Source organism: Halomonas sp. C10-5 (genome assembly GCF_057169305.1).
Genome location: NZ_CP175665.1, coordinates 227,610 through 253,463 on the forward strand (window position 1 = coordinate 227,610; position 25,854 = coordinate 253,463).

Genomic DNA, 25,854 nt, shown 5'->3' on the forward strand with positions numbered 1-25,854 from the left:
GCATTGGTAGTGACAGGTTGATGACAGGTCGCTTACCTAGCATCGGTTCTGTCATCTGGGTATGACCGGATCTGGGCCTTTTTCGCCCGTGCAGAACAAGAGAACAGGAGTTCGTCATGAAGATCAACCAAGCCCTTCGCAATGCCTCCAGCCTCGCTCTGATCGGGAGCGCGATCCTCTTTGGCCAGGCTCACGCCGAGGCAATTCCTGAGTCCACCGAGTGCATCGCGCCTGCCAAGCCTGGCGGTGGCTATGATCTGACGTGCCGACTTGCGGCCAATGGCCTGCAGGAGACGGACTTGATCAGCAAGCCGATGATGGTCAGCTACATGCCCGGTGGCATCGGTGCGGTGGCCTATAACCACGTCAACGGCGTTCGCACTGATGATCCGTCCCTGATCGTGGCCGCCAGCACTGGTGCTGCTGTCAACCTGGCGCTTGGCAAGTTCGGTCAGTATGACGCGGGAGAAGTCCGCTGGCTGGGAGCACTGGGCGTCGACTACGGCGCTATCGTGGTCAAGGCTGATGCACCCTGGCAGAGCCTTGACGAGCTGATGGCCGACCTGCAGGAGAATCCGGGCGAGATCGCCTTCGGTGCCGGCGGTACGGTCGGTAGCCAGGATTGGATGAAAGCCGCGCTGACTGCCAAGGCAGGTGAAATATCACCCAGGGATCTGCGCTATGTCGCCTTCGAGGGTGGCGGTGAAGCACTCGCGGCACTCCTGGGCAACCATATCCAGGTATTTACTGGTGACCTCTCTGAGCTCAAGTCTCAGCTCGAGAGTGACAAGATCCGGGTGCTGGCCGCGCTGTCCGAAGAGCGGATGGGAGGGCCCTACGCCGAGATTCCCACAGCAGCCGAGCAGGGGTATGACGTTCAGTGGCCGATCTGGCGTGGCTACTACATGGGCCCCGAAGTCAGTGATGAGGCCTATGCCGCCTGGGTAAAGCGCATGCAGGAGTTGGCAGATGCCCCTGCCTTCGCTGAGCTGCGCGAGGCTCGTGGCCTGTTCCCGATGTCCCGCTTTGGTGAGGATTTCGACACCTACGTCAAGGAGCAGGTTGCCGAGTTCAAGGGACTGGCTGAAGAAGTGGGTCTGACCAAATGAGGATCGCCGCCGACCGAGTGCTGGGAGTTGCCCTGATCGGTCTGGCGGCGTTTATCGCCGCCCAGGCCTTTCAGCTTGAAGTTCCCTTCAGCTACGAGCCCGTTGGCCCCAAGGCCTTTCCGTTGGGCCTTGGAATTCTGCTGGCGCTTCTGTCACTGGTATTGATCTTTCGTCCTGGCCCCGATGGACACTGGCCGCACCGGGCACTGGCACTCCGGTTGCTGCTAGTGCTGGTGCTGCTGTTGGTCTACGCCGTGCTGTTCACGCAACTGGGCTTCATCGCCTCGTCGCTGATGGTCGTCATGGCGCTGGCACGGCTGTTTGGTGCGACATGGGGAAAGGCGTTGATCACCGGTGTGGTGATGTCGATAGCCGGTTATTTTCTGTTCACTTCTGGCCTCGGTATCTCTTTGCCTGCTGGCCACTGGTTCGACGCCTTCATCTAAAGGACCGCTGAGATGTTCGATTTCCTGATCGAGGGCTTCGGTGTTGCGCTGACCCCTCTCAACCTGGGCCTGGCCTTACTCGGCGCCTTGCTTGGAACCCTGTTTGGGGCCTTGCCGGGTATCGGGCCCATCAATGGCATCGCCATTCTGATGCCACTGGCCTATACGCTGGGATTGCCAGCCGAGTCATCGCTTATTCTGTTGGCAGCTGTCTACACCGGTGCCGAATATGGCGGCCGAATGTCGAGTATCCTGCTCAACGTTCCCGGCGATGCCGGCGCTGTGATGACCACTCTGGATGGCTATCCACTGGCACAGAAGGGACTAGCTGGCCCGGCGCTAGGACTTTCGGCCGTAAGCTCATTCGTCGGTGCCACCATCGCCATCATTGGCCTGACGCTGTTCGCTCCGCTGTTGGCTGAAGTGGCCGTCATGTTTGGCCCGGCAGAGTTTTTTGCCCTGATGGTGTTCGCCTTCTCCTCGATGTCGGTGATGATGGGCAAGGATCCTGTCAAGACCGCGATTGGGGCGGTGCTGGGTGTGCTGATTGCTACCGTGGGGGTCGACTCAGGGAGTGGTGTGCTGCGCTATACCTTCGGTATGCCTGAGCTCTATGACGGCATCGATTTCGTGGTGATGATCATCGGCTTGTTTGCGATCAGTGAAATCCTGTTGATGCTCGAACATGCACATCGCCAGGACAGCGACGGCACGCTGCCACCACTAGGACGTGTCTTTGTCAGCCTCAAGGAAGTTCTGGCCTGCAAGTGGACAATGGGTCGCTCGGGGCTGATTGGCTTTATCATTGGAGTCTTGCCGGGAACCGGCGCCTCGGTAGCCGGCGCGGTCTCCTATACCACAGAGAAGCGCTTATCCGACAAAGACAACACCTTCGGGACCGGCAACATGCGCGGGCTGGCGGCGCCTGAGGCTGCCAACAATGCGGCCGCGGCCGGCTCATTTGTGCCCATGCTGACTCTCGGCATTCCTGGTTCCGGTACCACCGCGGTACTGCTTGGGGCGCTGATGCTCTACAACATTACCCCGGGGCCGATGATGTTCACCGAGCGTCCAGAAGTGGCTGGTGGCCTCATCGCCTCGCTCTACATCGGCAATGTGGTGCTTTTGGCCCTCAATCTGCCGCTAGCGGGCGTCTTTGCTCGCGTGTTGACTATCCCGCGATGGGTGCTGGTGCCCGCGATTGCCATCCTGGCATTCGTCGGTGTCTATCAGCTGCACTCTGACCTGTTTGCCATCTACCTGATGCTGATCATCGGCGTGTTCGGTTACTTGCTGAGGAAGCTTGGCTTCTCCCTGGCACCGGTAATTCTTGGCTATGTTCTGGGCGGATTGATGGAGCAGAACTTGCGACGAGCCCTGTCAATCAGCGGTGGCGATATGGGTATTCTATGGCAGTCGGGTATCTCGCTTGGCCTGTGGATCGCCGCTGCATCCCTTCTGGTGCTGCCTTGGTTGTTACCTAAGCTTTTGCCAAGGCTGATGCCTACCACTAAATAGTGAGTGGTATCGAATCTTGCTGGGCCAGATACTGATGGCAGCCCCGGCCTGTTCTGCATGGCGGCCGGGGCTTTTTTGTGGAGTGATGTGAGAGTGAAGGCTCTACTGTTGAAATGGTTGGGGCCACTCGGCCGATTCCTGCCCACCCTGATGCTGGGACTTGTCGGAGGCGGGGTGGCGTACTGGATTCAGCTGCCGCTCCCATGGTTGCTTGGCTCCATGATCACCACGACAGCCGCGTCCCTGGCGGGCGTTCCGCTGAAGTCACCTCGCACCGGACGCAAGGGGGTGCTGGTCGTCATCGGCGTCATGCTGGGTTCGGCATTTACACCGGATATGACCGGTGAGGCGACGCTGTGGGGTGCCAGCCTTGCCATCATGCTGATCGCCACGGCAGTGATGATGGCCTTCTCGGTATGGTTCTCCTGCCGCGTAGCGGGGCACTCCTGGGAGACCGCGCTCTATTCGGGGGTGCCAGGCGGCGTATCAACGGTAACGGTGATGGCGATCACCTCCGGAGCGGATCTTCGGATCATAGGCATTACACATGCCGTTCGCATCCTGGTCCTTCTGGTCGCCATACCGCCCGCGCTGCATTTCATCGGGCATGTTGATGTCGGCAGCGCCACACCGACCTTGTCGCAATGGCTGTGGGTGCCGGCACCCGCCGACATCGCGTGGCTGGTGCTGGCGGGGTTAGGCGGTATGTGGATGGGGAAACGCTTACACCTGCCCAGCCCGTTGCTGTTTGGCCCGGCACTCGCCTCTGCGGCACTTCATCTCACTGGCCTGACCCATGCCGCGGTGCCTCCTCTGATAATCGCTCTCGTGCAGGTGGTGATCGGTATCTCGGTAGGCGGCCGCTTTGCCGGCACTCGGCTTGCCGAAGTGGGACATGCATTGTTGATGGCGGTGATCCAGGCGCTGGTGCTGCTGCTAGTGGCCCTTGCGGCTGCCTGGGTGGGGCATTTACTTACCGGATACTCCGCGGCGGCAGCGTTACTCGCTTACATGCCGGGTGGTGCACCGGAACTTAGCCTTGTGGCACTGAGCCTCGGCATCGATCCTGCCTTCGTCACCACCCACCACTTGCTGCGCATCACTCTGCTCGTGTTGCTGTTGCCCCTGCTGCTCAGGTGGATGGTGTCGAACACCTCGGTATAATGGTTGAATCTGCACGTTGATGGTTCATGTGACTTGCCAGTAGGCGGCATCGTTGGCTGGAATGCCTATTCGCAAGCAACTCTGGGATAGATGGTTGTGAAACGCTTCACTCTTGCGTGTGAAAGATGAAATCACGACTGCCGGAAACGTGCTTATTTGATCATGTTCCCGGTAATCTTTCCCCATATTAGGTTGTGGAGAAGCATCGCTTTTTAGACGTGTGTACGGTCATGTCACCGTCGGTGCGCTGGGCAGAGACTGTGCTCATCGCAGTGAGAGAGACTTCGATGAAACTTTTTGTGATTTCTCTCCCCATGAACTTCTCATGTAATCATTATGCTGCAAATAATGGTCTTGGTCTGTTTGTCAGGTTCCTATCCGGCTTTCTGGAGACGTTACATCCCTTAGGATGTCGAGTATTTCTTGGTCCGGAATGCCGATCAGGTACCAAGTCTCGGATGAGCAGTTACATGGTAAAAGCCATGACACTTGATTCGGCACTCTCTTCCGTCATTGTGGAAGAGGTTCTTTCTAGAAGCACAAGGTACTACCTCAGTGTCATGTTGATCGTGGTGAAACCGCATTGAGGAGCCAGCCATGCGCCTGCACTACCAGGGCCCACTACCCGAGCTGATCGGCTTCCTGCTGCTGCCGCGCTTCTCGATGATGGCCTTCTTCTCTGCGGTGGAGCCGCTGCGCATCGCCAATCGCATCAGTGGGCGGCCACTGTTCGACTGGACACTGTTCGGGGTCGACGGTGAGCCGGTCACCGCCAGTAACGGCATGACCCTGCTGGTCGACCGGCCGGCCGGTGAACCTCATGCACTGCCATCCCTGGCTGTGTGCAGCGGCTTCGAGCCCGAGGCACATCTGAGCCGGCCTCTGATGGCCTGGCTGCATCGGCTGGACCAGGCCGGTTGTACCCTGGGCGGGCTCGATACTGGCTGCTTCCTGCTCGCCGCCGCCGGCCTGCTGAAGGGAGAGCGGGTCACCCTGCACTGGGAGAGCCTGCCCGCCTTCCGTGAACGCTTCCCTGCCATCGAGACGTCCGACGAACTGTTCGAGCTGGGTCCGCGGCGTTTTTCATGCGCCGGCGGGGCCGCTGCCATGGACATGGCCCTGGAGGTGATCGCCCGACGTCACGGCACCCGCCTGGCACTGGATGTCTCCGAGCAGCTGATTCATGACCGGCTACGCAGCCGCAGCGACCAGCAACGCATGGCCCTGGCACGTCGCCTGGGCACTCATAACCGCCGTCTGGTGCAGGCGGTGGCATTGATGGAGCGCCATCTCGAGGCGCCGTTGGCGCTTGGCGAAATTGCCCGCCGCTGCGGGATTACCTCCCGCCAGCTGCAGCGGCTCTTTGCGCAGCACCTCGCCAGCACGCCCCAGGGCTGGTACCTAGGTCTGCGCCTGGAGCGAGCCCACCAACTCCTTGTCGAGACCGATCTCGACGTGCTGGCGGTGGGCCTCGCCTGTGGCTTCTCGTCTGCGTCCAGCTTCTCTCGCGCCTTCAGGGAACACTACGGCCAGTCGCCGCGCGAGGTGCGTCAACTGCCGGCCAATGGCTAAGGCAGCTCATTCTCGGGTAATTCTCCGCTGGCGCCGAGAGCGCTGCACCAGGCGGTAGCGTGAGCGGATCTCGTCGCGTTCCATGTAACAGCCCTGCAGCCAGCGGTGGCCGCTGTCGCCCTCGAAGGCGTCGCGGGCATGCAGCAGCCGGCGATTGTCGAATATCACCAGGTCTCCGGGCTCATAGGTGAAGCGCAGGGCGAACTCGGGCTCGCGCAGCATCGCCTGCAGGGTCATCAGGGCCCGGTATGCCGGCTCCACTTCCTCGAAGTCCGTCTGCAGTGGGCCGCGCAGGAAGTCGGCGATGCGCACCTCAAGCAGCTCACCGCGTTCATCCAGGCGGATCATCGGCGAGTACCAGACGTAGTCGGTGGTGCGGGCAGTGTTAGCGAAACACCAGCGCACCCGGGTCAGGGTGGCGAAGGCCTCGGGGTCGCGTTCGCGCAGCGCCTCGGCTACGGCGAAGCCGTCGAGCATCACCGCCTGACCACCTTCCACGCTGTTCTCCAGGCAGTGCAGCATCTGCAGGCCCGGGTGGTACTCGCGGGTCGGCAGGTCGGTGTGCGGCGGCAGGGCGATGGAGGTATAGGCGTTGGAGTCCGGGTCCGGCTTGGCCTTGACGTCGAACAACAGGCCGAAGTTGGTGGGGCGCACCGGGCCGATGCGTCGGGCGATGGCCTCCAGCGAGCCGGGTTCGGTGGGCAGATGGCGCAGGCGTACCAGTCCCTTGGCGAGAACGCTTTCCAGCGCCGGGGCGAGGATCGCCTCCTCGGCCTCGCTGCCCGGCTCGGTGTCGAGTAGCCCGGCAGCCTCAAGGCTGTCCGGCACCTTGTCCTCGCCGCCCTGCCAGGTCGTCACCGGCACCAGCGGCGCCTCGGGATCCTCGCCGTTGTCGTAGTCATGGGCGCGCAGCCAGCCGGGGTGGAAGCGCAGGCGGCGCTGCTCGGAGGCGAAGGTCACACAGAGGGCGCCGGCCTCATCGACCTTGGCATCGGTGATCGTGGGCCAGGCGGGCAGGGCGGAGAGATCCAGGATACGCTCCCGGGTGGCCGGGTTGATGGTGGAGTCATCGGCGGCGTTCTCGCGCAGCCAGATACCGTGGTAGCGGCTCTCGCGGCCGTCGTTCCAGCGCACCGTGACCAGCTGTGGGTCGCTCTCCACTGCAATGATAGCTGCTTCGATGGGCCAGGCGTCGTAGTCAGGCGTCAGGGGCAGGTCAGCGATCATGGGAATCTCCTTGTCGTGCGGAGATGGGTTTGGCGGCGGCTCGGCGCCGCGCGTCGAGGGTCTCGCGCACCAGCGAGAGCAGCACGCCGGCGGTCATCACCAGGATGACGAAGCTCAGTGGCAGGGCGGCGGCGATCAGTGCGGTCTGCAGGGCGGTGAGGCCGCCGGCGACCAGCAGCACCGCGGCCACCAGGCCGATCACCACGCCCCAGAACACCCGGAAGCGGCGGGGTGGCTCCTCGTCTCCCAGTGACAGGATGGTGGTCAGCACCAGGGTGCCGGAGTCGGATGAGGTGACGAACCAGCTCATCAGCAGGAACACCATCATCGCCGAGAGCAGCCAGCCGAAGGTGCCGGTGCCGACGATGCCATCGGCGGTGGCGAACAGCGCCGCAGGTAGCTGCCAGGCGTTGACCAGTTCGATGATGCCGGCGCTGCCCGGGCCGCCCGCGGCATTGAGCTCCTGATACATGGCGTTGCCGCCGAAGATGATCAGCCACACGAAGATGATCAGGGTCGGCACCAGCAGCACGCCGAGGACGAACTCGCGCAGGGTACGGCCTTTCGAGATGCGCGCGATGAACAGCCCGACGAAGGGGGCCCAGGCCAGCCACCAGCCCCAGTAGAAGATGGTCCAGCCCTGCTGCCACTCCACGTTAGCGGGGTCGTCGGCGAACCACAGGCCCATGGGGATGAAGTTGACGGCGTAGTCGAGCAGGGTCTCGCCGAAGGCGCTGAGTAGCCACAGGGTTGGGCCGCCGATCAGGAAGACCCCGACCACGAACAGCGAGGTCCAGATATTGAGCTCGGAGATCATCCGGATGCCGCGGCGTACCCCGGTCACCGCCGAGAGGATCGAGACCATCGAGATCAGGGCGATCAGGATCAGTTGGGTATCCAGGCCGGCGCCGATGCCCATCAGGCGTTCCAGCCCCACCGCCATCTGGCTGACGCCGAGGCCCAGGGAGGTGGCCACACCGAAGACACAGCCCAGCACGCCAAGGATATCGAAGAGGTGGCCCAGAGGACCGAAGATGCGCTCGCCGATGAAGGGGTAGAGGGCCGAGCGCAGCGCCAGCGGCAGGCCCTTGCGATAGGCGAAGTAGGCCAGCGACATGCCGACGATGACGTAGATCGCCCAGCCGTGGAGCCCCCAGTGGAAGACCGTGACCCGAAGGGCGTCGATGGCGCGCTCATGGCCGATGGCGGCGGCCCCGGCCATGTCGGCATGGGGATTGTTGGGATAGCCGAAGGCGCCGGTGTCATCGAGGTAGAAGACCGGCTCGGCGACACCGAAGAACAGGATGCCAATACCGATACCGGCGGAGAACAACATCGAGAACCAGGCGAAGTTGCTGAACTCCGGGCGGCTATCATCGGGTCCCAGGCGTACGCTGCCATAGCGACTGAGCACGATGAAGGCGCACACCGTCAGCAGCAGCATCACCGTGACCAGGTAGTAGCCGCTGAAGGTGCTCTCGATCCAGGCGCGGGCGGCACCGAACACACTGCCGGCGGTATCGGAGCCGAACCCGGTGAAGAGCACGAAGGCCAGCACCAGGGCGGCGGAGGTCAGGGTCATGCCGCGGTGCATGCCCTGGAAGAAACCGCCCTGAGCGAGCTCGGTGACCATGTAGTCGGTATCGAGTTCGATATGAGCGTCGGCTTTATGCGATGGGGGAGTTGGCGTAGCGATAGTCGTGTCCTCCTGGGCCGGTCCTCGGGCCGGCGATCCCGCCCGGCTGCCCGGCAAGGGGCAGCCGATCCCTTATGGCGTTCGTGACCGGGTTAGTGACGAATGCCGGGTCAGCGGCGAATGCCGATGGTGCGCCCGGCGAGTGTCGGCCAGGCGTCCCGTGCGGCGTGGGGCAGCGTGGCGATGACGGACTCGATCTCGGCGGGGAAGGGCGCCGGACGGCCGCTCTCCTGGCCCATGCCCATCAGCATCTGTTCGCTGGTGGCAAGCAGGTTTCCGTCTACATCGAGAAGCTCGAAGAAGACGTGCAGCCGCTTGGCGTCACGATCCAGCAGGGTCAGGGCGACGCGCAGTGGCTGCTCCTCGTGGGCCTCGTGGCGATAGCAGAGGTGGGTCTCCAGGGTGTAGATCGTATAGCCGTGCCGGTCGCGGCCGGCGGCGTCCAGCCCGATACGGTCCATCAGCGCCTCCACGCCCAGGGAGAAGACCCGGGCGTACTCGGCGTCGTTCATATGGCCGTTGTAGTCGACCCACTCGGGGGCGACACGGCTCTCCAGGATCACCATCAGATGCGTCCCTCCAGGCCCTCGGCCTCGGGCCAGTACTTCTGCACCAGGTCGAGCAGCTCCACCAGGAAGTCGTCGCGGCGGCGGTCGAGCTCGGCCACCGGGCGGCCGGCGGCCTGGTGCTCGCAGCCCTCGACGACCCGGTCGATCAGGGTGTCGGTAAGCTCGGGGGCCTCGAGCTTGGTCCAGGGCAGTTTCAGTGCCGGGCCGAACTGTTCGAGCATATGGCGCATGCCCTGCTCGCCCCCGGCCAGGTGGAAGGTGAGGAAGGTGCCCATCAGCGACCAGCGCAGCCCGCAGCCATAGACCACGGCGGCGTCGATCTCCTCGGTGGTGGCCACGCCATCGTTGACCAGATGCAGCGCCTCGCGCCACAGCGCCTCCATCAGGCGGTCGGCGATATGACCCTCGATCTCGCGGCGCACCACCAGCGGACGCATGCCCAGCACCTGGTAGAGCGACTGGGCGCGCTCGACCTGCGCGGGCTCGGTGGCTGCGCCACCGACCAGCTCCACCAGCGGCAGCAGGTAGACCGGGTTGAAGGGGTGGGCGACGATCACCCGGCCGGGCGCCTTGGCGCAATCCTGCTGCAGGTCGCTGGGCTTGAAGCCGGAGGTGGAGGAGCCGATGACCACGTGCTCTTCCGCCGCGGCGTCGATGGCGGCGAGGATCTCCTGCTTGAGAGGCAGGCGCTCCGGCACGTTCTCCTGGATCAGGTCGGCGCCGACCACCGCCTGCTCGAGGCTATCCACGAAGGTCAGCCGTGCGGGGCTGGCGCCCTCGGCCAGGCCCAGGCGCTCGAGCGAGGCCCAAGCATTGTCGACGAAGGCGCGGGTACGCGCCGGGGCTTCGGGGTCCGGGTCGAAGGCCACCACGTCCCAGCCGCGCGCCAGGGCGCGGGCGATCCAGCCGTTGCCGATCACCCCGGTGCCGATTACGGAGAGCTGCTGGCTCATGCCTCACCTCCTGCGATGCTCTCGACGACCTTGCCGGTGTTCGGGTCGCGCAGCCCGAGCTGGGCGCGGGTCTCGGCCGGGGTCATGACGCGGGCGCCGAGGTTCTCGAAGAGACCGGCGGCCTTCTCCACCAGTTGGGCGTTGGTGGCCAGCACCCCCTTCTCCAGGTAGAGGTTGTCCTCCAGGCCGACCCGGGCATGGCCGCCCAGTAGCACCGCCTGGGCCGCCATGGGCATCTGGTGGCGGCCGATGCCGAAGGCCGCCCAGTTGGCGTTCTCCGGCAGCTTGTTGCGCATCGCCAGCATGGTCTCGGGGTCCGCCTCGGCGCCCCAGGGGATGCCCAGGCAGAGCTGGTAGAGCGGGTCGCCGTCGATCAGGCCCTCCTGCTGAAGCTGACGGGCGAACCAGACGTGGCCCAGGTCGAAGCACTCCAGCTCCGGCTTGACCCCGGCGGCCTGCACCAGTCGGGCGTGCTCGCGCAGCCAGTCGGCGGGGTTCACGTAGACCATGTCGCCGAAGTTGAGGCTGCCGCAGTCGAGGGTGCAGAGCTCCGGGAGCAGCTCGCCCACCGGTTCGTGGCGCTGGCGCGGGGTCTGGATGTCGCTGCCCGGGCCGCCCCGGGTGGGGTCCTCGGCGTCGGGGATCCAGTCGCCGCCACCGCCGGCGGTGATGTTCATGACGATGTCGACGTCCGCCTCGCGCACCCGCTGCATCACTTCGCGGAAGTGGTCCACGGAGTGGCTGATGCCACCGGTCTCGGGGTCGCGCACGTGGATATGCGCCACGCTGGCGCCCGCCTTGGCGGCCGCGATACAGTCGTCGGCGATCTGCTGCGGGGTCACGGGCACATTGGGGTTCTTGGCGGTGGTGTCGCCGGCGCCGGTGACGGCGCAGGTCAGGATCACGTTGCGGTTCATGTCTTGCCTCTGTGGCGGAGGAGGTGTCCCGCCTAGTGTGGTCAGCCTTGGCTCGGAAAAGTTGACCTAAAGCGACATTCGTTTGGCTTGATGCGTCATTTATGGGGCCGGCCTGGACTAGCCCTGTCACCAGGAGGCTCGGGGAGATTTCTCGCTGGCCTCTCGCTACCCTATGGCGTCATTCCCTTCGCCATTCACCCCCGCCGGGAGCCCCGATGACGCTGCTCGACCTTCTTTCGCCGCTCTCCGCCGGCATCAACCTGCTGCTGATCCTGATCTCGGTGTTCACCTCGGCCTTCACCGCGGCAGTGGGAGTCGGGGGCGGACTGCTGCTGATCATGGCGCTGGCCCAGGTGATGCCGGCGGCGGCGTTGATACCGGTTCACGGCATGGTGCAGACCGGTTCCAACGTCGGACGGGTGGCGCTCACCTGGCGCCATGTCGATCGCACGGTGATCGCGGCCTTCCTGCCCGGGGTGGTGCTGGGCGCCCTGGCCGCGGCCTGGCTGCTGGTGCGCCTGCCCGCCGGGCTGCTGGAGCTGTCTATCGCCGCCTTTGTGCTCTACAGCTGCTGGGGGCCGGGACTGCCCAAGCGGGCGCTGGGGCGCGTCGGGGTACTGCTGGCCGGCGCCCTGACCACCCTGCTCTCCAGCCTGGTGGGCGCCAGCGGGCCCATGGTGGCGGCCTTCATCAAGCAGGGGCAGAGCGACCGGCTGGCCAAGGTGGCGACCTTCTCGGCCTGCATGAGTGCCCAGCACCTGACCAAGGCCTTCGTGTTCGGCATGGCCGGCTTCGTGTTCCGCGACTGGCTGGGGCTGATGCTGGCCATGGTCGCCTCGGGCTTCATCGGTACCTGGCTGGGCCTGCGTCTGCTCCGGCGGCTCTCCGAGCACCGCTTCGATACGTTGTTCAAGTGGGCCCTGACCCTGCTGGCGTTGCGGCTGGTCTGGCTGGGGGCGTCTCGGCTGGCGGGCTGAGGATTGTGGAAGTCGAGTTTTTTTGCCGATTCGCGCTGTACAGCGCCGGCATGCCGGCCATAATGGCTTTAGAAGCCTCAAGAAAAGCGATATCGGGACATTCGAGGGAGCAAGAGTATGGTGACCGCGAACATGGCCATGGGCCGCTCACGGCTGTTGGCGTTCGGGCTGCTGGTGAGCCTGGCGATGCTGCTGGCCGGGGTGGCACAGGCCAATCCTCGTTATGCTGCCATCGTCGTCGACGTGGAGAGTGGCGAGATCCTCCACGCCGCCAACGCCGAGGAGACTCGCTATCCGGCGTCGTTGACCAAGATGATGACCCTCTACCTGCTGTTCGAGGCCCTCGAGGGGCGTAGTCTGAGCCTCGGTCACGCGCTACCGGTTTCCTCCTATGCGGCTTCCAAGCCGGCCTCCAAGCTCTATGTGAAGGCCGGCTCGACGATTCCGGTGGAGACCGCCATCCAGGCGCTGGTGATCAAGTCGGCCAACGATGTGGCCGTGGTGGTGGCCGAGGCCCTGGGCGGCAGCGAGACCCACTTCGCGCGCATGATGACCGAAAAGGCCCGCGAGCTGGGCATGACGCGCACCACCTTCCGCAATGCCAACGGCCTGCCCGACGCCGGGCAGACCACCACCGCCCGCGACATGGCCACCCTGTCGCTGCGGCTGATGCAGGATTTCCCGCAGTACTATCACTACTTCTCGCGCACCAGCTTCAACTGGAAGGGCAAGACCATCACCGGGCATAACCGCCTGCTCGACAAGTACGCCGGCGCCGATGGCCTGAAGACCGGCTTCATTCGCGCCTCGGGCTTCAACGTGGCCACCTCGGCGGTGCGCAATGGCCGCCGGCTGGTATCGGTGGTGATGGGCGGCTTCACCGCGGCCTCCCGTGATGCCCATATGGCGGACCTGCTGGACCGCGGCTTCGTGCGGGCCTCGCTGTTCGGGCGCGGCGACTGGGTGGCCCAGGCCGACTTCTCCGGCGAGCGCATGACCCTGCCCCAGGCGACGCCCGCAGCGGTTCCCGCCTCGCGTCCGGCGGTACCGGCGTCTCGGCCGGCGGTGCAGGTGGCCAGCCGCCAGGCACCCGAACCGGCACCCCGCGTCGTGGAGCGCCTGGAGCCAGAACCAGCACCCCAGCTGGCCAGCCTGGAGGCCCCCGAGCCGCTGCCCCGTGCGACGTCAGCCTTGCCCGAGACCGCCCAGGGCTCGGCCAACGACCCGATCCGCGAGCTGATCTCCCAGGCCGACGAGCCGGTCAGCCGCACCAGCCAGCGTCTCGAGCCGGTAGGTCGCAGCGGCTCGGGAGGCTGGGGCGTCCAGGTGGGGGCCTTCAGCAACGCCGACAATGCCCGCAGCCTGGCCGGCCGTGCCGCCGACCGCCTGGCCAGCGACCTGACCAATGCCCGCGTGGACATCCACGAGGCGCCGGGGCCGCAGCCGCTGTTCCGTGCCCGCCTGGTCAACCTCGACGAGAATCAGGCCTACCGCGCCTGCCGCAGCCTGGCCCGGGATGGCATCGACTGCATGGTGGTCAACGCCAGCCTCTAGGCCTTGCCGTTCGTCTGCGAACCTTCTAGCCTGACCTAGATAACCACCCCGTCGGCCTTCGGTCGGCGGGGTGGTGCTTTTGCCACACCGGGTGATCGGAAGGGGAGTCGTGATGACAGCGTCGTTCAAGGGAATCGGCTTCATGTGCCTGGGCGTGCTCTGCCTGGCCATCGGCGACGCCATCTCGAAGTGGCTCGGTGAGGTGCACTCGCCGCTGCAGATCATCTTTTTCCGCACCCTGGTCTCGCTGCCGCTGATCGCGCTGCTGGCGCACTTTGCCGGAGGCCTGCGCAAGCTGCGCACCCGGCGCCCCGGCATTCATCTGCTGCGCGGGCTGATCTACACCGGCACCATGGGCTGCTTCGTGCTGGGCCTGACCCTGCTGCCCCTGGCCGAGGCCACGGCCATCGCCTTCGTGGCGCCGTTGTTCGTGACCCTGCTCTCGGTGCCGCTCCTCGGCGAGCGCATCGAGGGGCCGGTACTGGCCGCCTCGCTGGTGGGCTTCGTCGGCGTGCTGATCGTGGTGCGCCCCGGGGGAGAGGCGTTCCATCCGGGATCGCTGGTGCTGGTGGGAGCGGCGCTCTTCTATGCGCTGATGCTGATCACCGCGCGCCGCTGGGGCGGCAGCGAGCATCTCTGGGCCATGGTCTTCCATATGACCGTGGTGCCCTTCGTGCTCACCGGGCTGCTGCTGCCCTGGGTATGGCAGTCACCCCAGCCCTGGCACTGGCTGGGCTTCTTCGGCGCCGGGGTGTTCGGGGTGGGGGCCACCGCCTTCATCACCCTGGCCTTCCGCCACGCCCCGGCGGCCATTGCCGCCCCCTTCGACTACACCGCCATGCTGTGGGCGGTGTTGCTGGGCTGGTGGTTCTGGGGCGAGATGCCGGACCTCTGGGTGTTCGTGGGCAGCGTGCTGATCATCGGCAGTGGCCTGGCCATCGCCTATCGCGAGGGGCGCACCTCGCTCAAGCGGCGCCCCACCGCCTGATCCCCAGCCGTTGCTGCACGTCCTGGCCTTGTCCCGGGATGAGTTCAGCCTCGGGAGAAGAAGGCCCGCGCCGCGGCCTCGGGGTCCGGCATGCCGCAGATCGCCGAGATCACCGCCAGTCCGTCGGCACCGGCCTGGCGCGTCGCCGTAAGGTGCTCGACCGTGAGGCCGCCGATGGCCACGCTGGGCAGGGGGCTCGCCGCCACCAGGGTGGCCAGCCCCGCAAAGCCCAGCGGCTCGGCGTGGTCATGCTTGCTGGGGGTGGCGAATACCGGGCCGAGTCCCAGGTAGTCGAGGTGCTCGGCGTCGATGCGTGCCATCTGCGCCAGGGTCTGCACCGAGAGCCCCAGTATCGCCTGCTCGCCGAGGGCCGCTCGGGCCTCGGTCACCTCGCCATCATCCTGGCCGATATGCAGGCCGTCGGCACCGCTCTCCACCGCCACTGCCAGGCGGTCGTTGATGATCAACGGCACGCCGCTGCCGGCCAGCGCCGCCTTGAGCCGTCGCGCCTGGTCGATCATCTCGCCGTTCGAGGCGTGCTTGTCGCGCAGCTGTATCATCGTGGCACCGCCGCGCACCGCGGCCACTGCGGTCTCCACCAGGCCGTGGCCGGCGCACAGGGCGGGGTCGGTGATGAGGTAGAGGGAGAGGTCAAGGCGCATCGGTCACCTCCAGGGTGGGCAGGGTGGCAAGCTGGTCGTGGTCGAGGGCGTAGAGGGCATCGAGGAAGGCCACGGCGAAGCTGCCGGGGCCGTTGGCGACCTCACCGGCGCGGCGTCCCGCCTCGCCGTAGCAGGCGAGTGCCGCCACGCTGGCCGCGAAGGGATCCTTTGCGCCCACCAGGAAGGCGGCGACCACGCCGGTGAGCGCGCAGCCCAGGGTGGTGACCCGGGGCATCAGCGCATGGCCGCCCGGGATGCGGGCGAGGCGCCGGCCGTCGGTCACGAGGTCGACCTCGCCGGTCACCGCCACCACGGCATCAATGCGGCGCGCCAGGGCCACGGCGGCCTGCTCGGCGGCTTCGGTGGGATCGCTGCTGTCCACGCCGCGCCCGCCGCTGCCCTGGTGCTCCAGGGCCAGGATCTCCGAGGCGTTGCCGCGGATCACCGTGGGGCGTCGCTCCAGCAGGCGGCTGCCCGTCTCGCGGCGGTAGGCGGTGGCGCCCACCGCCACCGGGTCCAGCACCCAGGGCTTGCCCGACAGCCGTGCGGCCACGGCGGCCTCCTCCATGGCCTCGACCCAGTGGGGGGAGAGGGTGCCGATATTCACCGTCAGGGCATCGGCGAGGGCGGCGAACTCGGCGGCCTCCTCGCGGGCGTGCACCATGGCGGGCGAGGCGCCCAGGGCCAGCAGCACGTTGGCCATGGGATTCATGGCCACCAGATTGGTGATGTTGTGAATCAGTGGTGCGCGCTCGCGCAGGCGAGCGAGATGGGCGGCGGGGTCGATCGGGCCGCGGGTGGCAGTGGTCATCGTTCCTCCCGGGCGCGGGAGGTGCAGGCGGCGGGGCGGGCTGCACGACTCCCTACGCCGGCATGATCCGGGTCAGGTTCCAAGGGTGCGTCTCAGCCACGGCGAGTGCCGCGGCGCCCCTGTCGTCGAGCCACACTATCCACGTCCCGGGGAGGACTGTAAAGGCCGGGCAATGCCTCTGGCGAGGCGCTCGAGCAGCGAGGTTCACGCCATCACATGGAAGCCCGCCAGGGTGATCAGGCTGGCCAGTACCAGGCTGTTGACGGTGTCCCGTGCTTCCTCGCCTTGCCAGCGCTCGGGGGTGAGCAGGACGAGCGCCAGGGTGCCCAGGGCGGCGAGCCCCAGTGGCAGCTCGATGGGGTCCCAGCCGGCGGCCAGCACGCCCAGGGCCAGCAACGCCAGGCCAATGAGCAGCAGCGGCACGATGGCGCGATTCTCGGCGACGAGGGTGTCTGCGAGTGTCATTATCGGACTCCGGGTCATGGTGTTGCCTCGGGTTGCGGCGGTATCAGCATGCACCATGACTGTGGCGCGCCTTCCTTAAGGATTGCTTAAGGTGGCATGACCAGAGTGTGACGACGCCGATCCCGGTATCTTTCCACCACCCGACAGGCCGTGTATCGCGGCTTGGTGTCGGGCCCTTTCATGATCGTGGCCATCACATGCTTGCATCCCTTCTCCATCGCTGGCGCTGGCTGGGCGCTTGGACCCTTGCCAACCTGCTGCTCGCCTGGCTGATCAGCCTGCGCTACCTCCCCTACATGGCTCCCGAGGGCGCCGAGCAGTGGGGCTACCTGCTGCTGGTGTTCCTCGGCCATATCGGGCTGCTGGTGTGGCTTGGGGCCTTGCCGCTGCTGCTGCTGGCCCCGCTGCTTCGGGCGCCCTGGCTGTGGCTGGTCACCACCCTGTGGGCCGGCCTGCTGCAGCTGGTGCTGCTGCTCGACACCTTCGTCTACGCCCAGTACCGCTTCCACCTGAGCGGTTTCATCCTCGACCTGCTGGTCAACGCTGGCGGCGACGTCTTCAGCTTCTCCTGGCTGGCCTGGGGCCTGGCCATCGGCGGGGTGCTGGCGATGCTGGCGCTGCAGGGGGCCCTGGGGTTATGGCTCAAGCGGCGCCCACTGTCGCGGCCGGTGCTGCCGGCACTCGCCCTCGGCCTGCTGGCCCTGCTCGGGGTGCACGGCTGGCACGCCTGGGCCGACGCCCACTACGACCGCGACATCACCGGCATGACCCGCCATGTGCCGCTGTTCTATCCCGCCACTGCCAAGCGCCTGTTCGTCAAGCGGGGCTGGGTCGACCCCCAGGCGGTGCGCGACCGGGTGGAGCTGGAGGCGGCACAGGGAAAGGCCCATGACCTGGCCTATCCCTCGGCGCCGCTGAGCTGCTCGCCGTCGGCCGCGCCCCACAACCTGCTGTTGGTGGTGCTGGACAGCGTGCGCCATGACCTGCTGAGCCCCGAGGTGATGCCCAACCTGAGTCGCTACGCCAACCGCTCCGGCTGGTACCGGGCCGCCGAGCATTTCAGTGGGGGCAACTCCACCAAGGCGGGGGTGTTCAGCCTCTTCTATGGCCTGCCGGTCACCTACTGGGATGCCTTCACCGGCGGCCAGACGCCGCCGGTGCTGATGGAGAAGCTCGAGGCCGCCGACTATCGTTTCCAGGTACTCTCCTCGGCGACCCTGGTGAGCCCCGCCTTTGACCGCAATGTCTTCGCCGGCCTGGAAGACGTCTCGCTGACGCCGGCCCAGGGCGAGCCCTGGGAGCGTGACCGGCAGATCACCGACGACTGGCTGGCCTGGATGGAGAGCTCGGCGGAGGCGCCCGATGCCACGCCGTTCTTCGGCTTCCTCTTCTACGACGCCGTGCATGGCTACAGCCATCCCCCCGACTTCCCGCGCTTCACTCCCTACTGGGAGCAGATCAACCATATGGCGCTGGGTCCCGACTTCGACCCCGAGCCCTACTGGAATCGCTACCGTACCGCGGCGCGCTACGTGGATGCGCAGCTCGGGCGGGTGCTCGATGACCTCGAGCGACGCGGCAGGCTCGACGATACCGCGGTGGTGATCACCTCGGATCACGGCGAGTCGTTCAACGAGCATGGGCGGAACTACTGGGGACACGGCAGCAACTACACCCCGGAGCAGGTCCAGGTACCGCTGGTGATGCACCTGCCGGGGCGCCCCGGTGGTGTGCTCGAGGGGCGCACCCAGCATGCCGATATCGCCCCGACCTTGCTGGAGGAGCTGCTCGGCTGCGAGGCCGCCCCCGAGCGCTATACCCTGGGGCGCAGCCTGCTCGCCCCCGGTGCCCCACGCGACTGGCTGCTCTCCGGCAGCTACATGGGTTACGGCATCCTGCTGCCGGAGTACCAGATCGCCGTGCATCCGACCGGCGCCTTCGAGGCCTACGACTACCGCATGAACGAGCTCGAGGAGGTGCGTCCGGCCCCCGAGGTCTCCCGCGAGGTGCTGCAGGCGCTGTCGCGCTTCTATCGTTGAGCGGCACCGGGTGAGGATGAATGGCGCATGAATGGTGCGTTAAGGCTGGCGTCAGCCGGGGTGCGGTACAACGGTCGTCGTCCATCGACCGAGGAGGATGACGACATGAACTGGCTGGATTCCGAACAACGTTACGGCGCCGTCTCACGGGCGCTTCACTGGAGCATGGCTACGCTGCTGTTCCTGATGCTCGGCACGGAGTGGCTGGGGGAGATCGTCGGGATGAGCGAGCGCGAGGCGATGGCGCTGCACAAGAGCGTGGGGGTGCTGCTGCTGGGGCTGCTGATGTTCCGGCTGCTGTGGCGCCGGGTCAACCACGGCCGGCTCGAGGCCCATGCGCACTGGAAGTGGGCAGCCCGGCTGGGGCACCTGGCGCTCTACGCGGCGATGCTGGTGATCCCCGTGAGCGGCCTGCTCGTCGCCCTGGGCAGCGGCCACGGCGTGGAGTTCTTCGGCCTGCCGCTGATTGCGCCCGGTGCCGAAATCGAGTGGCTGGAGGAGGCCGCCGAGGAGATCCACGAGGTACTGGCCAACCTGCTGTGGCTGCTGATCGGCGGTCATGTGGTGGCCAGCCTGGCGCACCAGTTCTGGCTGGGCGACCACACCCTGAAGCGCATGGCGTGATCCCTTGCCGTGCCTTCAGCGAGACGGGCCACCGGTATCGCCGGCGGCCCGCCTCACTTTTCCGGGTCTGGCGAGGGCCGCCGCGGCAGCGTCGCCACGGCGCGCAGGCCGCCGCCGGGCGCCTCCTCCAGGCGCAGGGTGCCGCCATGGCGGGCCAGCAGGCGCTCGACGATGGAGAGCCCCAGGCCGGCCCCGGCGCCGGGGCCGACGCGATGGAAGCGTTCGGTAACGCGTTCGCGCTCCGCGGCGGGAATCCCCGGGCCCTGGTCATCCACCCGCAGCGTCAGTCGGGTCGCCTCGGCCGCCAGGCTCACCGTTACCCGGCCGCCGTCCGGGGTGTAGCGCAGGGCGTTGCCGACCAGGTTCTGTACCAGGGTGGCGATGGCACCGGGTTCGGTAGCCAACCGCCAGTCACTCTCCTCGTCCGCGGTGAGATCCAGCGCCTGGCCGCGCCCCACCGCCAGCGGCGAGAGCTCGGCCAGGGCCTCGCGAACCTCGACCAGCAGGTCACTGGCGATCCGGGCGCTCGCCTCCTGCTCCTCCTCCTCGGGCTCCAGGCGCGCCAGCGTCAGCAGCTGGGTGACCAGCCGGGTGGCGCGAGCCACGCCGCGGCGCAGCTCCTCCAGCGCCTCGCGACGGTCGGCGGGGTCCTCGGTGGCCAGGGCGTTCTGGGCGTGCAGGTCGAGCACCGCCAGGGGGGTGCGCAGCTCGTGGGCGGCGTCGGCGATGAAGCGCTTCTCGCGCACCCGCAGCCCGCGGATGCGCTCCAGCAGCCGGTTGAGGGCGCCGACGATGGTGTCCAGCTCCCGGGGCAGGGGGCGCATCACCAGTGGCTGCAGGTTGTGGGGATCACGCTGGCGGATCGCCGCGGCCAGCCGCGACAGCGGCCGCAATCCCCAGCCGGCGGCCCACCACAGCAGCAGTGCCAGCAGCGGCAGGCCGACCAGGTCCGGCAGCAGGGTGCGCAGGGCCACGGCGCGGGTCAGCTCGCCGCGCACGTCGTCGCGCTCGGCGACCATCACCCGCCGCGACGGCTCGGGCAGGTCGAGGACATAGACCCGCCAGTCGTGGCCGGCCACCCGGCTGCTGGCATAGCCGGGTGGCGCCTCGGTGAAGGGCTCGGGCGGGGCACTGGCCGAGCGCAGCAACAGCCTGTCTTCCTCCCACAGCTGGAAGGCCAGCTTGCTCTCGTAGCGGTGACCGGGGAGCTCCTTGTCAGACTGCTCGGCGCGCGCCACTGCGCTCTCCAGGCTCGCCAGCAGCGCCTCGCGCTGGTCGTCTGGCAGCGGCGCCTGGATCAGGCCCTCCAGCAGGCGGGCGTTCTGGGCCAGGCTGGCGTCGTAGAGCTCCTCGATCTCGTGGGCAGCATAACGATAGCTGACCAGGCCGATGGCCAGCATGCTGACCCCGAACACCAGCAGCACAAGTCCCAGGGTTCGGCGACGAATGGAGGTCACGCCTCGGCCTCCTGCGGCGCGCGGTCCAGCACATAGCCGATGCCGCGCACGGTGCGGATCAGGCCGGGGAAGAGCTTGCGACGCAGGTGGTGGACATGCACCTCGATGGCGTTGCTCTCCACGTCTTCCTCCCAGCCGTAGACCAGCCGGGTCAGGGTGTCGCGGGTGAAGACTCGCCCGGGGTGGCCCATGAACTCCTGAAGCAGGGTGAACTCGCGGCGCGAGAGCGGGATCACCTCGCCGCGATAGCACACCTCCCGGCTGGCGGGATCGAGGCGGATGCCGCGACACTCCAGCATTGGGCTGGCCTGGCCCTGGCTGCGGCGCAGCAGGGCACGCAGGCGTGCCTTGAGCTCGGCGACCTCGAAGGGCTTGACCAGGTAGTCGTCGGCGCCGGCGTCGAGGCCTTTGATGCGGTCGTCGACGGCGTCCCGGGCGGTCAGCACCAGCACCGGGATCCGATTGCCGCCCCGCCGCACGGCTTCCAGCACCCGCATGCCGTCGAGCCCAGGCAGGCCCAGGTCGAGGATCACCGCGTCGAAGGGTTCGCTGCCCTGCAGGGCGGTGAGTGCCACGGCGCCATCGGCGAGATGGTCCACGGTGTAGTGCTCTGGCTTGAGGGCCAGGCGGATGCCCGAGGCCAGGCTCGGGTCATCCTCGACCAGCAGGATGCGCATCGGTGGGTCATTGCTCCAGTTGCGACAGCAGGTGGCGGATTTCCTCGCGGCGGCCGGCATCGGCGAGCTCGCGGCCGGGCCGGGGCGGCGCCTGCAGGGCCTTCTCCAGGGCCTGGCGCGCCTCGGAATCGCGACCCTGCTGGTGCAGATAGTCGCCCCAGAAGTAGAGGCTGTCGAGTCCGTCGGGGTTGATGGTGAGCGCCCGCTTGAGGTGCCACTCGGCCTTGTCGTCGTCGCCGAAGCCGATCGGCCAGCCCGGTACCTGGTAGTAGAGGGCCCCCAGGCTGGTGTAGGCGGAGCCGTTCAGCGCCAGCGGGTCCTGCGCCAGGGCGGCCTCCAGATAGCCGCGCGCCTGCTTGACCAGGCCCAGCGCCCCCAGACCGCCTTCGGCGCCGGCCTGGCTGGAGCGCACGATGCCGGTCCAGATCAGCAGCTCGGCGGAGTCGGGGTGCTCGGCCAACTGGCGTTCGGCCTCCTTGCCCAGCTCTTCGAGGGCCTTGGCCTGCTGGCTTTCGGGCAGTTCGTAGCGGATCTCGGCCCAGCGGGACTGCAGTGCAGCCACACTCGGGTCGGCACCACCGCCATCGTCCGCGGCCAGGGCGGTGATGGTGGAGAGGCCGCCGAGGCCCGCGACAAGCAGCGTGGCGGCAAGGCGAAGCAGGGGGAAGCGAGGGGGGCGTCGAGCGTTCATGGCGTGGTCTCCGAAGTGCCGATAAAGCGGCGGATGACGGGAAGCTGGCGCGCCAGGGCGTGGTCGACCACACCCGGCAGCAGGGCGTTGAGGCGCACGAAGAGCCGCTCCGGCCCGCCCAGCTGGGCCTCCTGGCGGCCGCGTTCCACGGCGTAGCGCACCGCCTGGGCGACCCGGGCGGGGCTGTCCATGGCGTTGCCCAGGGCTGCGTTCATGGCCTCCACCTCGGGGGCATTCATGGCGGTGCGAGTGGCCCGGGGCGAGACATGCAACACCCGCACCCGGGTGTCGGCGAGCTCCCGGCGCAGGGCCTGGCTGAAGCCGCGCAGGGCGAACTTGGTGGCGCAGTAGCCGACCTGACCGGGGTAGCCCAGGGTGCCGAAGGTGGAGCCCAGGGTGACCACCCAGCCCTGACGCGCCGCCATCAGCTGGGGGAGCAGGGCGCGGGTCAGCTGCAGGGTGGCGGTGAGGTTGAGGGCAATGAGTCGCTCGATCTCGGCATCGGAGCCCTCGGTGAACAGCGCTACCCGGTTCACACCGGCGGCGTTGATCAGCATGTTGCAGCCGACTTGTCGGGCCGTGGCGACCAGCTGCTGGCGCTCCTCGGTGCGGGTCAGGTCGGCGGACAGCGCGGTGACCCGGTCGGGATGGCGGTCCGCGGTGGCTGTCAGGGCCTCCGCCCGGCGGCCGGTGATCAGCAGTTGCGCCCCGGCGGCGGCCAGCTCGTCCACCAGCGCCTGGCCGATGCCGCCGCTGGCCCCGGTGATCAGCACCCGCTGGGCGGGCCAGCCTCCCTCCGGCAGCCGCGGGCGTCGAGCGAGGCGATCAGGCCAGCGCATCGGAGAGCTCCCGGGCGGCATCGCCGCCGGCACAGTGCGCCTCGACGCCGCGGAACATGGCACCGTAGAGGCGGTAGACCAGCTTGGCGGTGTCGATCACCGCCGCCAGGTCCTGCTCCTCCAGGCGGTTCACCAGCCCCTCGAAGAAGGCCAGGTGGCCGATATCCAGGCTGCCGTGGGAGGTCAGGTAGCGTACCGCGTCGTCGGGCAGGTCGAGGCTCGCCTGCAAGCGTTCGGCAGCCTGGGTGGCCAGCGCCGTGCTGGTGCCCTCCAGCACCTGGACCATGCCGAAGAAGCCCACCGGGTGGCCATGCTCGATCTCGTCGCGCACGGCAGCCACCATCAGACGGGTGGCGGGGTCCGCCGGGCGGGCGGCGGCCGCCGCGGCATCGCCACCGGTGGCACGGATGTCGTCGAGGATCCACTGCTCGTGGCCGTGCTCCTCCTCGATGTACTCCACCAGGGCGCCACGCAGCCACTCCAGACGCTCCGGCAAGCGGGCGCCACAGGCCATCATCAGCGGCACCGTGAAGCGCACGTGGTGGTAGGCCTGGCCGAGGAAGGCGAGGTATTCGTCACGGCTCACCCGGCCGGCCAGGGCGCGGGTCAGCAGCGGAGTGGAGAGCAGCCAGTCGCGCTCTTCACGGGTGGCGTGCTGCAGTTGCTGGTAGGGGGTCATGGGGTCACTCCTTGTGGCGCCTGTGAAAGGTGCGGCTCGGGTCGAGTGGGTGCGGCACACAGCCAGCCGCCTTGGGCGGCGAGGATAGCGTCGCGGCGCAGGCGGCCGTTGGCCGTCAGCTGGTGGTTGTGGGGGGTGAAGGGGGTGCTGCGGCGCCATTCGTGGACCCGGGCGTAGTCGGGCAGCCCGGCGTTGGCCTCGGTCACCGCGGCGGCAAGCTGGGTGTCGTCGACCTCCGCCGAGGCAGGCACCAGCAGCGCGCGGTTGGCGGGCAGCGCCTCGCCGTGCACCAGGGCCTGGGCAATGGCGGGGCGGGCGCAGAGCTCGCCCTCCACCCACTGGGGGTCGACGTTGCGGCCGTAGGCGGTGATGAAGACCTCGCGACGTCGCCCCTCCAGCACCAGGGCATCGCCCTCCCAGTGCCCCAGGTCACCGGTGGCGTGCCAGGCCGAGGTGGACCTCGGCTCACCGAGATAGCCGAGCATGTTGGCCCCCTGGACCTGCACCTCGCCGTCGTCGGCCAGCCGCACCTTGGCATGCGGCAGCGGCCGGCCCACGCCGCTGGCGGGCTCGCCGGGGCGATTGAGGCAGACCACCGAGGCGCATTCCGAGAGGCCGTAGCCCTCGAAGACCGGCCAGCCGCCGTGCCGGGCATGCGCCAGCAGGGTATCGGCGACCCTGGCGCCACCCACCGCCGCGAAGCGCAGGTTCTCGGGGGCCTTCGGGGACGCCTCTACCAGCGCCTGCAGCAGCTGGGGTACCAGGATCAGGCTGTGGGGCCGGCAGGCGTCGAGGGTGGCTAGCGCTCGTTGCGGGTCGAAGCCGCTGGCGCCGCTCCAGCCCAGCTCGGCGACCCCGGGCAGGCAGACGGTGGCGCCCAGCCACAGCGGTACATAGAGGCCACCGATGTTCTCCAGCAGGGTGGCCAGCGGCAGCATCGCCAGGTGCCGCTCGATGCCCAGTGGTTCGACCACCGCGGCGATACTCTCGGCCACCGTCAGCGGCGCGGCGGCATCCAGGCAGACTCCCTTGGGAGTGCCGCTGGTGCCGGAGGTGAAGGTGATGCGGGTGGTGCCGGGATGCAGCTCCGGTGGCGAGGCGACGCGTCGGGTGGCGAGGGCCGGGTCCCGCGTGGCGGCGAAGCCCTGGGCCTCTCCGCCGGGGCCGATCCAGGCGTCGAGCCCGGCAGTCTCCACCAGGTGGTGGCGCTGAGCAGCGCTGAAGAAGGCGGGCACCGGCACCGCCACGCGGCCATCCTGCAGCAGCGCCAGGTCCCACAGAGCCCAGTCGATGCCGTTGTCCAGTGCCAGGGCGACCCGCGCGGCGCCGGCGTCGGCCAGCCGCTGCCGGCGCGCCTCGATCTCGCCCGGCAGTTCGGCGAAGGAGACCCGCCGCTGCCCCTCCTCCAGGGCGATACGGGTCGGGCGCTCCTCAGCGTGGCGGCTCAGCCGCGCGAGGAAGGCCTCAGGCGAGGTGCGCATGGGCCACCTCCGCCGGACGGGGCAGGCTCGAGGGCAGCAGGCCGCGTTCTCCCAGTTCACGATGGGCGCGGCGCAGGTCGCCGGCCATGACCCAGGGGCGGCGCTCATAGTAGCGGCCCCAGCTGGCCTGCTCGGCGCCGAGGCGTGCCGGGTCGGCGACCATCACCGGCTCCAGGGTAAGGCCCAGGCGACGAATGCCGTTGGCCACCTCGGGGGTGGCGGTGAACAGCAGCCAGCCGATGCCCTCGCGGCCGAGCTGGTCCACCAGATGCAGGAAGAGCATCCGCTGCAGGCCGGGACGGCGGCTGGCCAGGTTGCCGATCTCGGCGACCTGGTGGCGGGCCACGGGGCGGGCGAAGCGTTCGGCCAGCAGGCGCTCGGCGCAAACGTCCAGGTAGCGTTCCTGGAACAGCGGGCCACTCGCCGCCGAGCGCACCCCCACCGCGGCCTCGGCCCGATCGCCCTGCCACAGGCCGAAGAGGCGCGGCAGCAGTTGGGTGATGGCGGCGCCATGCTCCTCGGCGAAGCGGCGGCGGACCAGGTGCTCCAGGCGGCGGCGCCGGGTCCAGTGGCGCGCCTCGCGCCACTGCAGCGGCGAGGGGGTGGCCGTGGCCGGCAGGCAGGGCAGGCGTCTCGGTTCAGGCATCGGGTCGTCTCCATGACGTTTCACCGATACTCTGGTCCCGACAACTTAACGCAGGCTTAAGCCCTGGCCCGGAATGTTGCGCGCCACCTTGGG

The 25,854-nt window shown here is 67.7% G+C and carries 25 protein-coding genes and 1 riboswitch; of the genes, 10 read left to right on the forward strand and 15 right to left on the reverse strand.

What is annotated here, in order from left to right; all coding sequences use genetic code 11:
* Window positions 1-116: 116 nt before the first annotated feature.
* The 5 genes from ACJ7IV_RS01070 (at window position 117) to ACJ7IV_RS01090 (ending at window position 5,809) form a co-directional block, all read left to right on the forward strand.
* Window positions 117-1,109, forward strand: a complete 993-nt coding sequence (locus ACJ7IV_RS01070) for a Bug family tripartite tricarboxylate transporter substrate binding protein (RefSeq protein WP_483865410.1) — start codon at window positions 117-119, stop codon at window positions 1,107-1,109.
* The gene (locus ACJ7IV_RS01075) at window positions 1,106-1,555 is read left to right on the forward strand and encodes a tripartite tricarboxylate transporter TctB family protein (RefSeq protein WP_483865411.1); all 450 of its coding nucleotides are present in this window, start codon (window positions 1,106-1,108) and stop codon (window positions 1,553-1,555) included. Before ACJ7IV_RS01070 ends, ACJ7IV_RS01075 begins: the two co-directional genes overlap by 4 nt.
* Before the next feature lie 12 nt (window positions 1,556-1,567).
* Entirely contained in the window at window positions 1,568-3,073 is a 1,506-nt protein-coding gene (locus ACJ7IV_RS01080; RefSeq protein ID WP_483865412.1) for a tripartite tricarboxylate transporter permease, read from the forward strand.
* 150 nt (window positions 3,074-3,223) lie between these two features.
* A complete protein-coding gene (locus tag ACJ7IV_RS01085) occupies window positions 3,224-4,237 on the forward strand; it encodes an AbrB family transcriptional regulator (RefSeq protein WP_483866531.1) in 1,014 nt (337 codons plus the stop codon).
* 597 nt (window positions 4,238-4,834) lie between these two features.
* A complete protein-coding gene (locus ACJ7IV_RS01090) occupies window positions 4,835-5,809 on the forward strand; it encodes a GlxA family transcriptional regulator (protein WP_483865413.1) in 975 nt (324 codons plus the stop codon).
* Window positions 5,810-5,815: 6 nt separating this feature from the next.
* On the opposite strand, the gene ACJ7IV_RS01095 is transcribed toward ACJ7IV_RS01090, so the two are convergent.
* From ACJ7IV_RS01095 to ACJ7IV_RS01115, 5 genes are all read right to left on the reverse strand, one after another.
* Window positions 5,816-7,036, reverse strand: coding sequence for a TauD/TfdA family dioxygenase (locus tag ACJ7IV_RS01095; protein ID WP_483865414.1), 1,221 nt, complete (start codon window positions 7,034-7,036; stop codon window positions 5,816-5,818).
* Complete coding sequence (locus ACJ7IV_RS01100) at window positions 7,026-8,669, reverse strand: BCCT family transporter (RefSeq protein ID WP_483865415.1); 1,644 nt, start codon at window positions 8,667-8,669, stop codon at window positions 7,026-7,028. The genes ACJ7IV_RS01095 and ACJ7IV_RS01100 overlap by 11 nt, the downstream gene beginning before the upstream one ends.
* A 173-nt stretch (window positions 8,670-8,842) precedes the next feature.
* Window positions 8,843-9,298, reverse strand: coding sequence for a thioesterase family protein (locus ACJ7IV_RS01105; protein ID WP_483865416.1), 456 nt, complete (start codon window positions 9,296-9,298; stop codon window positions 8,843-8,845).
* A complete protein-coding gene (locus tag ACJ7IV_RS01110) occupies window positions 9,298-10,254 on the reverse strand; it encodes an L-carnitine dehydrogenase (protein WP_483865417.1) in 957 nt (318 codons plus the stop codon). Before ACJ7IV_RS01110 ends, ACJ7IV_RS01105 begins: the two co-directional genes overlap by 1 nt.
* Entirely contained in the window at window positions 10,251-11,171 is a 921-nt protein-coding gene (locus tag ACJ7IV_RS01115) for a beta-keto acid cleavage family enzyme (protein WP_483865418.1), read from the reverse strand. The genes ACJ7IV_RS01110 and ACJ7IV_RS01115 overlap by 4 nt, the downstream gene beginning before the upstream one ends.
* Window positions 11,172-11,386: 215 nt before the next feature.
* On the opposite strand from ACJ7IV_RS01115, the gene ACJ7IV_RS01120 reads away from it, so the two are divergent.
* From ACJ7IV_RS01120 to ACJ7IV_RS01130, 3 genes are all read left to right on the forward strand, one after another.
* The gene (locus tag ACJ7IV_RS01120; RefSeq protein ID WP_483865419.1) at window positions 11,387-12,148 is read left to right on the forward strand and encodes a TSUP family transporter; all 762 of its coding nucleotides are present in this window, start codon (window positions 11,387-11,389) and stop codon (window positions 12,146-12,148) included.
* A gap of 117 nt (window positions 12,149-12,265) precedes the next feature.
* The gene (locus tag ACJ7IV_RS01125; RefSeq protein ID WP_483865420.1) at window positions 12,266-13,702 is read left to right on the forward strand and encodes a serine hydrolase; all 1,437 of its coding nucleotides are present in this window, start codon (window positions 12,266-12,268) and stop codon (window positions 13,700-13,702) included.
* 112 nt (window positions 13,703-13,814) lie between these two features.
* Window positions 13,815-14,690 carry a DMT family transporter gene (locus tag ACJ7IV_RS01130; RefSeq protein WP_483865421.1) on the forward strand — a complete coding sequence of 292 codons (876 nt, stop codon included), beginning with the start codon at window positions 13,815-13,817 and terminating at the stop codon, window positions 14,688-14,690.
* Window positions 14,691-14,734: 44 nt separating this feature from the next.
* On the opposite strand, the gene thiE is transcribed toward ACJ7IV_RS01130, so the two are convergent.
* The 3 genes from thiE to ACJ7IV_RS01145 form a co-directional block, all read right to left on the reverse strand.
* On the reverse strand, window positions 14,735-15,352 hold the full coding sequence (gene thiE, locus ACJ7IV_RS01135; protein ID WP_483865422.1) for a thiamine phosphate synthase: 618 nt from the start codon (window positions 15,350-15,352) through the stop codon (window positions 14,735-14,737).
* Window positions 15,342-16,163, reverse strand: coding sequence for a hydroxyethylthiazole kinase (gene thiM / locus ACJ7IV_RS01140; RefSeq protein ID WP_483865423.1), 822 nt, complete (start codon window positions 16,161-16,163; stop codon window positions 15,342-15,344). Before thiM ends, thiE begins: the two co-directional genes overlap by 11 nt.
* A gap of 32 nt (window positions 16,164-16,195) precedes the next feature.
* Window positions 16,196-16,294, reverse strand: a riboswitch (TPP riboswitch).
* Window positions 16,295-16,367: 73 nt separating this feature from the next.
* Window positions 16,368-16,628 (reverse strand): hypothetical protein, encoded by a 261-nt coding sequence (locus ACJ7IV_RS01145; RefSeq protein WP_483865424.1) that lies wholly within the window; start codon window positions 16,626-16,628, stop codon window positions 16,368-16,370.
* Between the two features lie 197 nt (window positions 16,629-16,825).
* On the opposite strand from ACJ7IV_RS01145, the gene ACJ7IV_RS01150 reads away from it, so the two are divergent.
* Entirely contained in the window at window positions 16,826-18,667 is a 1,842-nt protein-coding gene (locus tag ACJ7IV_RS01150) for a DUF3413 domain-containing protein (protein WP_483865425.1), read from the forward strand.
* A gap of 105 nt (window positions 18,668-18,772) precedes the next feature.
* Complete coding sequence (locus ACJ7IV_RS01155) at window positions 18,773-19,291, forward strand: cytochrome b (protein WP_483865426.1); 519 nt, start codon at window positions 18,773-18,775, stop codon at window positions 19,289-19,291.
* A gap of 53 nt (window positions 19,292-19,344) precedes the next feature.
* Here ACJ7IV_RS01155 and ACJ7IV_RS01160 read toward each other — a convergent pair whose 3' ends face one another.
* The 7 genes from ACJ7IV_RS01160 to ACJ7IV_RS01190 are packed head-to-tail and all read right to left on the reverse strand — an operon-like array spanning window position 19,345 to window position 25,761.
* A complete protein-coding gene (locus tag ACJ7IV_RS01160) occupies window positions 19,345-20,748 on the reverse strand; it encodes an ATP-binding protein (protein WP_483865427.1) in 1,404 nt (467 codons plus the stop codon).
* Window positions 20,745-21,425 carry a response regulator gene (locus tag ACJ7IV_RS01165; RefSeq protein ID WP_483865428.1) on the reverse strand — a complete coding sequence of 227 codons (681 nt, stop codon included), beginning with the start codon at window positions 21,423-21,425 and terminating at the stop codon, window positions 20,745-20,747. Before ACJ7IV_RS01165 ends, ACJ7IV_RS01160 begins: the two co-directional genes overlap by 4 nt.
* 7 nt (window positions 21,426-21,432) lie before the next feature.
* Window positions 21,433-22,116 (reverse strand): hypothetical protein, encoded by a 684-nt coding sequence (locus ACJ7IV_RS01170; RefSeq protein ID WP_483865429.1) that lies wholly within the window; start codon window positions 22,114-22,116, stop codon window positions 21,433-21,435.
* Window positions 22,113-22,955: an SDR family oxidoreductase gene (locus tag ACJ7IV_RS01175; protein ID WP_483865430.1), complete on the reverse strand. Its 843-nt coding sequence runs from the start codon at window positions 22,953-22,955 to the stop codon at window positions 22,113-22,115. Before ACJ7IV_RS01175 ends, ACJ7IV_RS01170 begins: the two co-directional genes overlap by 4 nt.
* Window positions 22,942-23,634 carry an iron-containing redox enzyme family protein gene (locus tag ACJ7IV_RS01180; protein WP_483865431.1) on the reverse strand — a complete coding sequence of 231 codons (693 nt, stop codon included), beginning with the start codon at window positions 23,632-23,634 and terminating at the stop codon, window positions 22,942-22,944. The genes ACJ7IV_RS01175 and ACJ7IV_RS01180 overlap by 14 nt, the downstream gene beginning before the upstream one ends.
* Window positions 23,631-25,115 carry an AMP-binding protein gene (locus tag ACJ7IV_RS01185; protein WP_483865432.1) on the reverse strand — a complete coding sequence of 495 codons (1,485 nt, stop codon included), beginning with the start codon at window positions 25,113-25,115 and terminating at the stop codon, window positions 23,631-23,633. The genes ACJ7IV_RS01180 and ACJ7IV_RS01185 overlap by 4 nt, the downstream gene beginning before the upstream one ends.
* Entirely contained in the window at window positions 25,099-25,761 is a 663-nt protein-coding gene (locus tag ACJ7IV_RS01190) for a thermostable hemolysin (protein ID WP_483865433.1), read from the reverse strand. Before ACJ7IV_RS01190 ends, ACJ7IV_RS01185 begins: the two co-directional genes overlap by 17 nt.
* Window positions 25,762-25,854 lie beyond the last annotated feature (93 nt).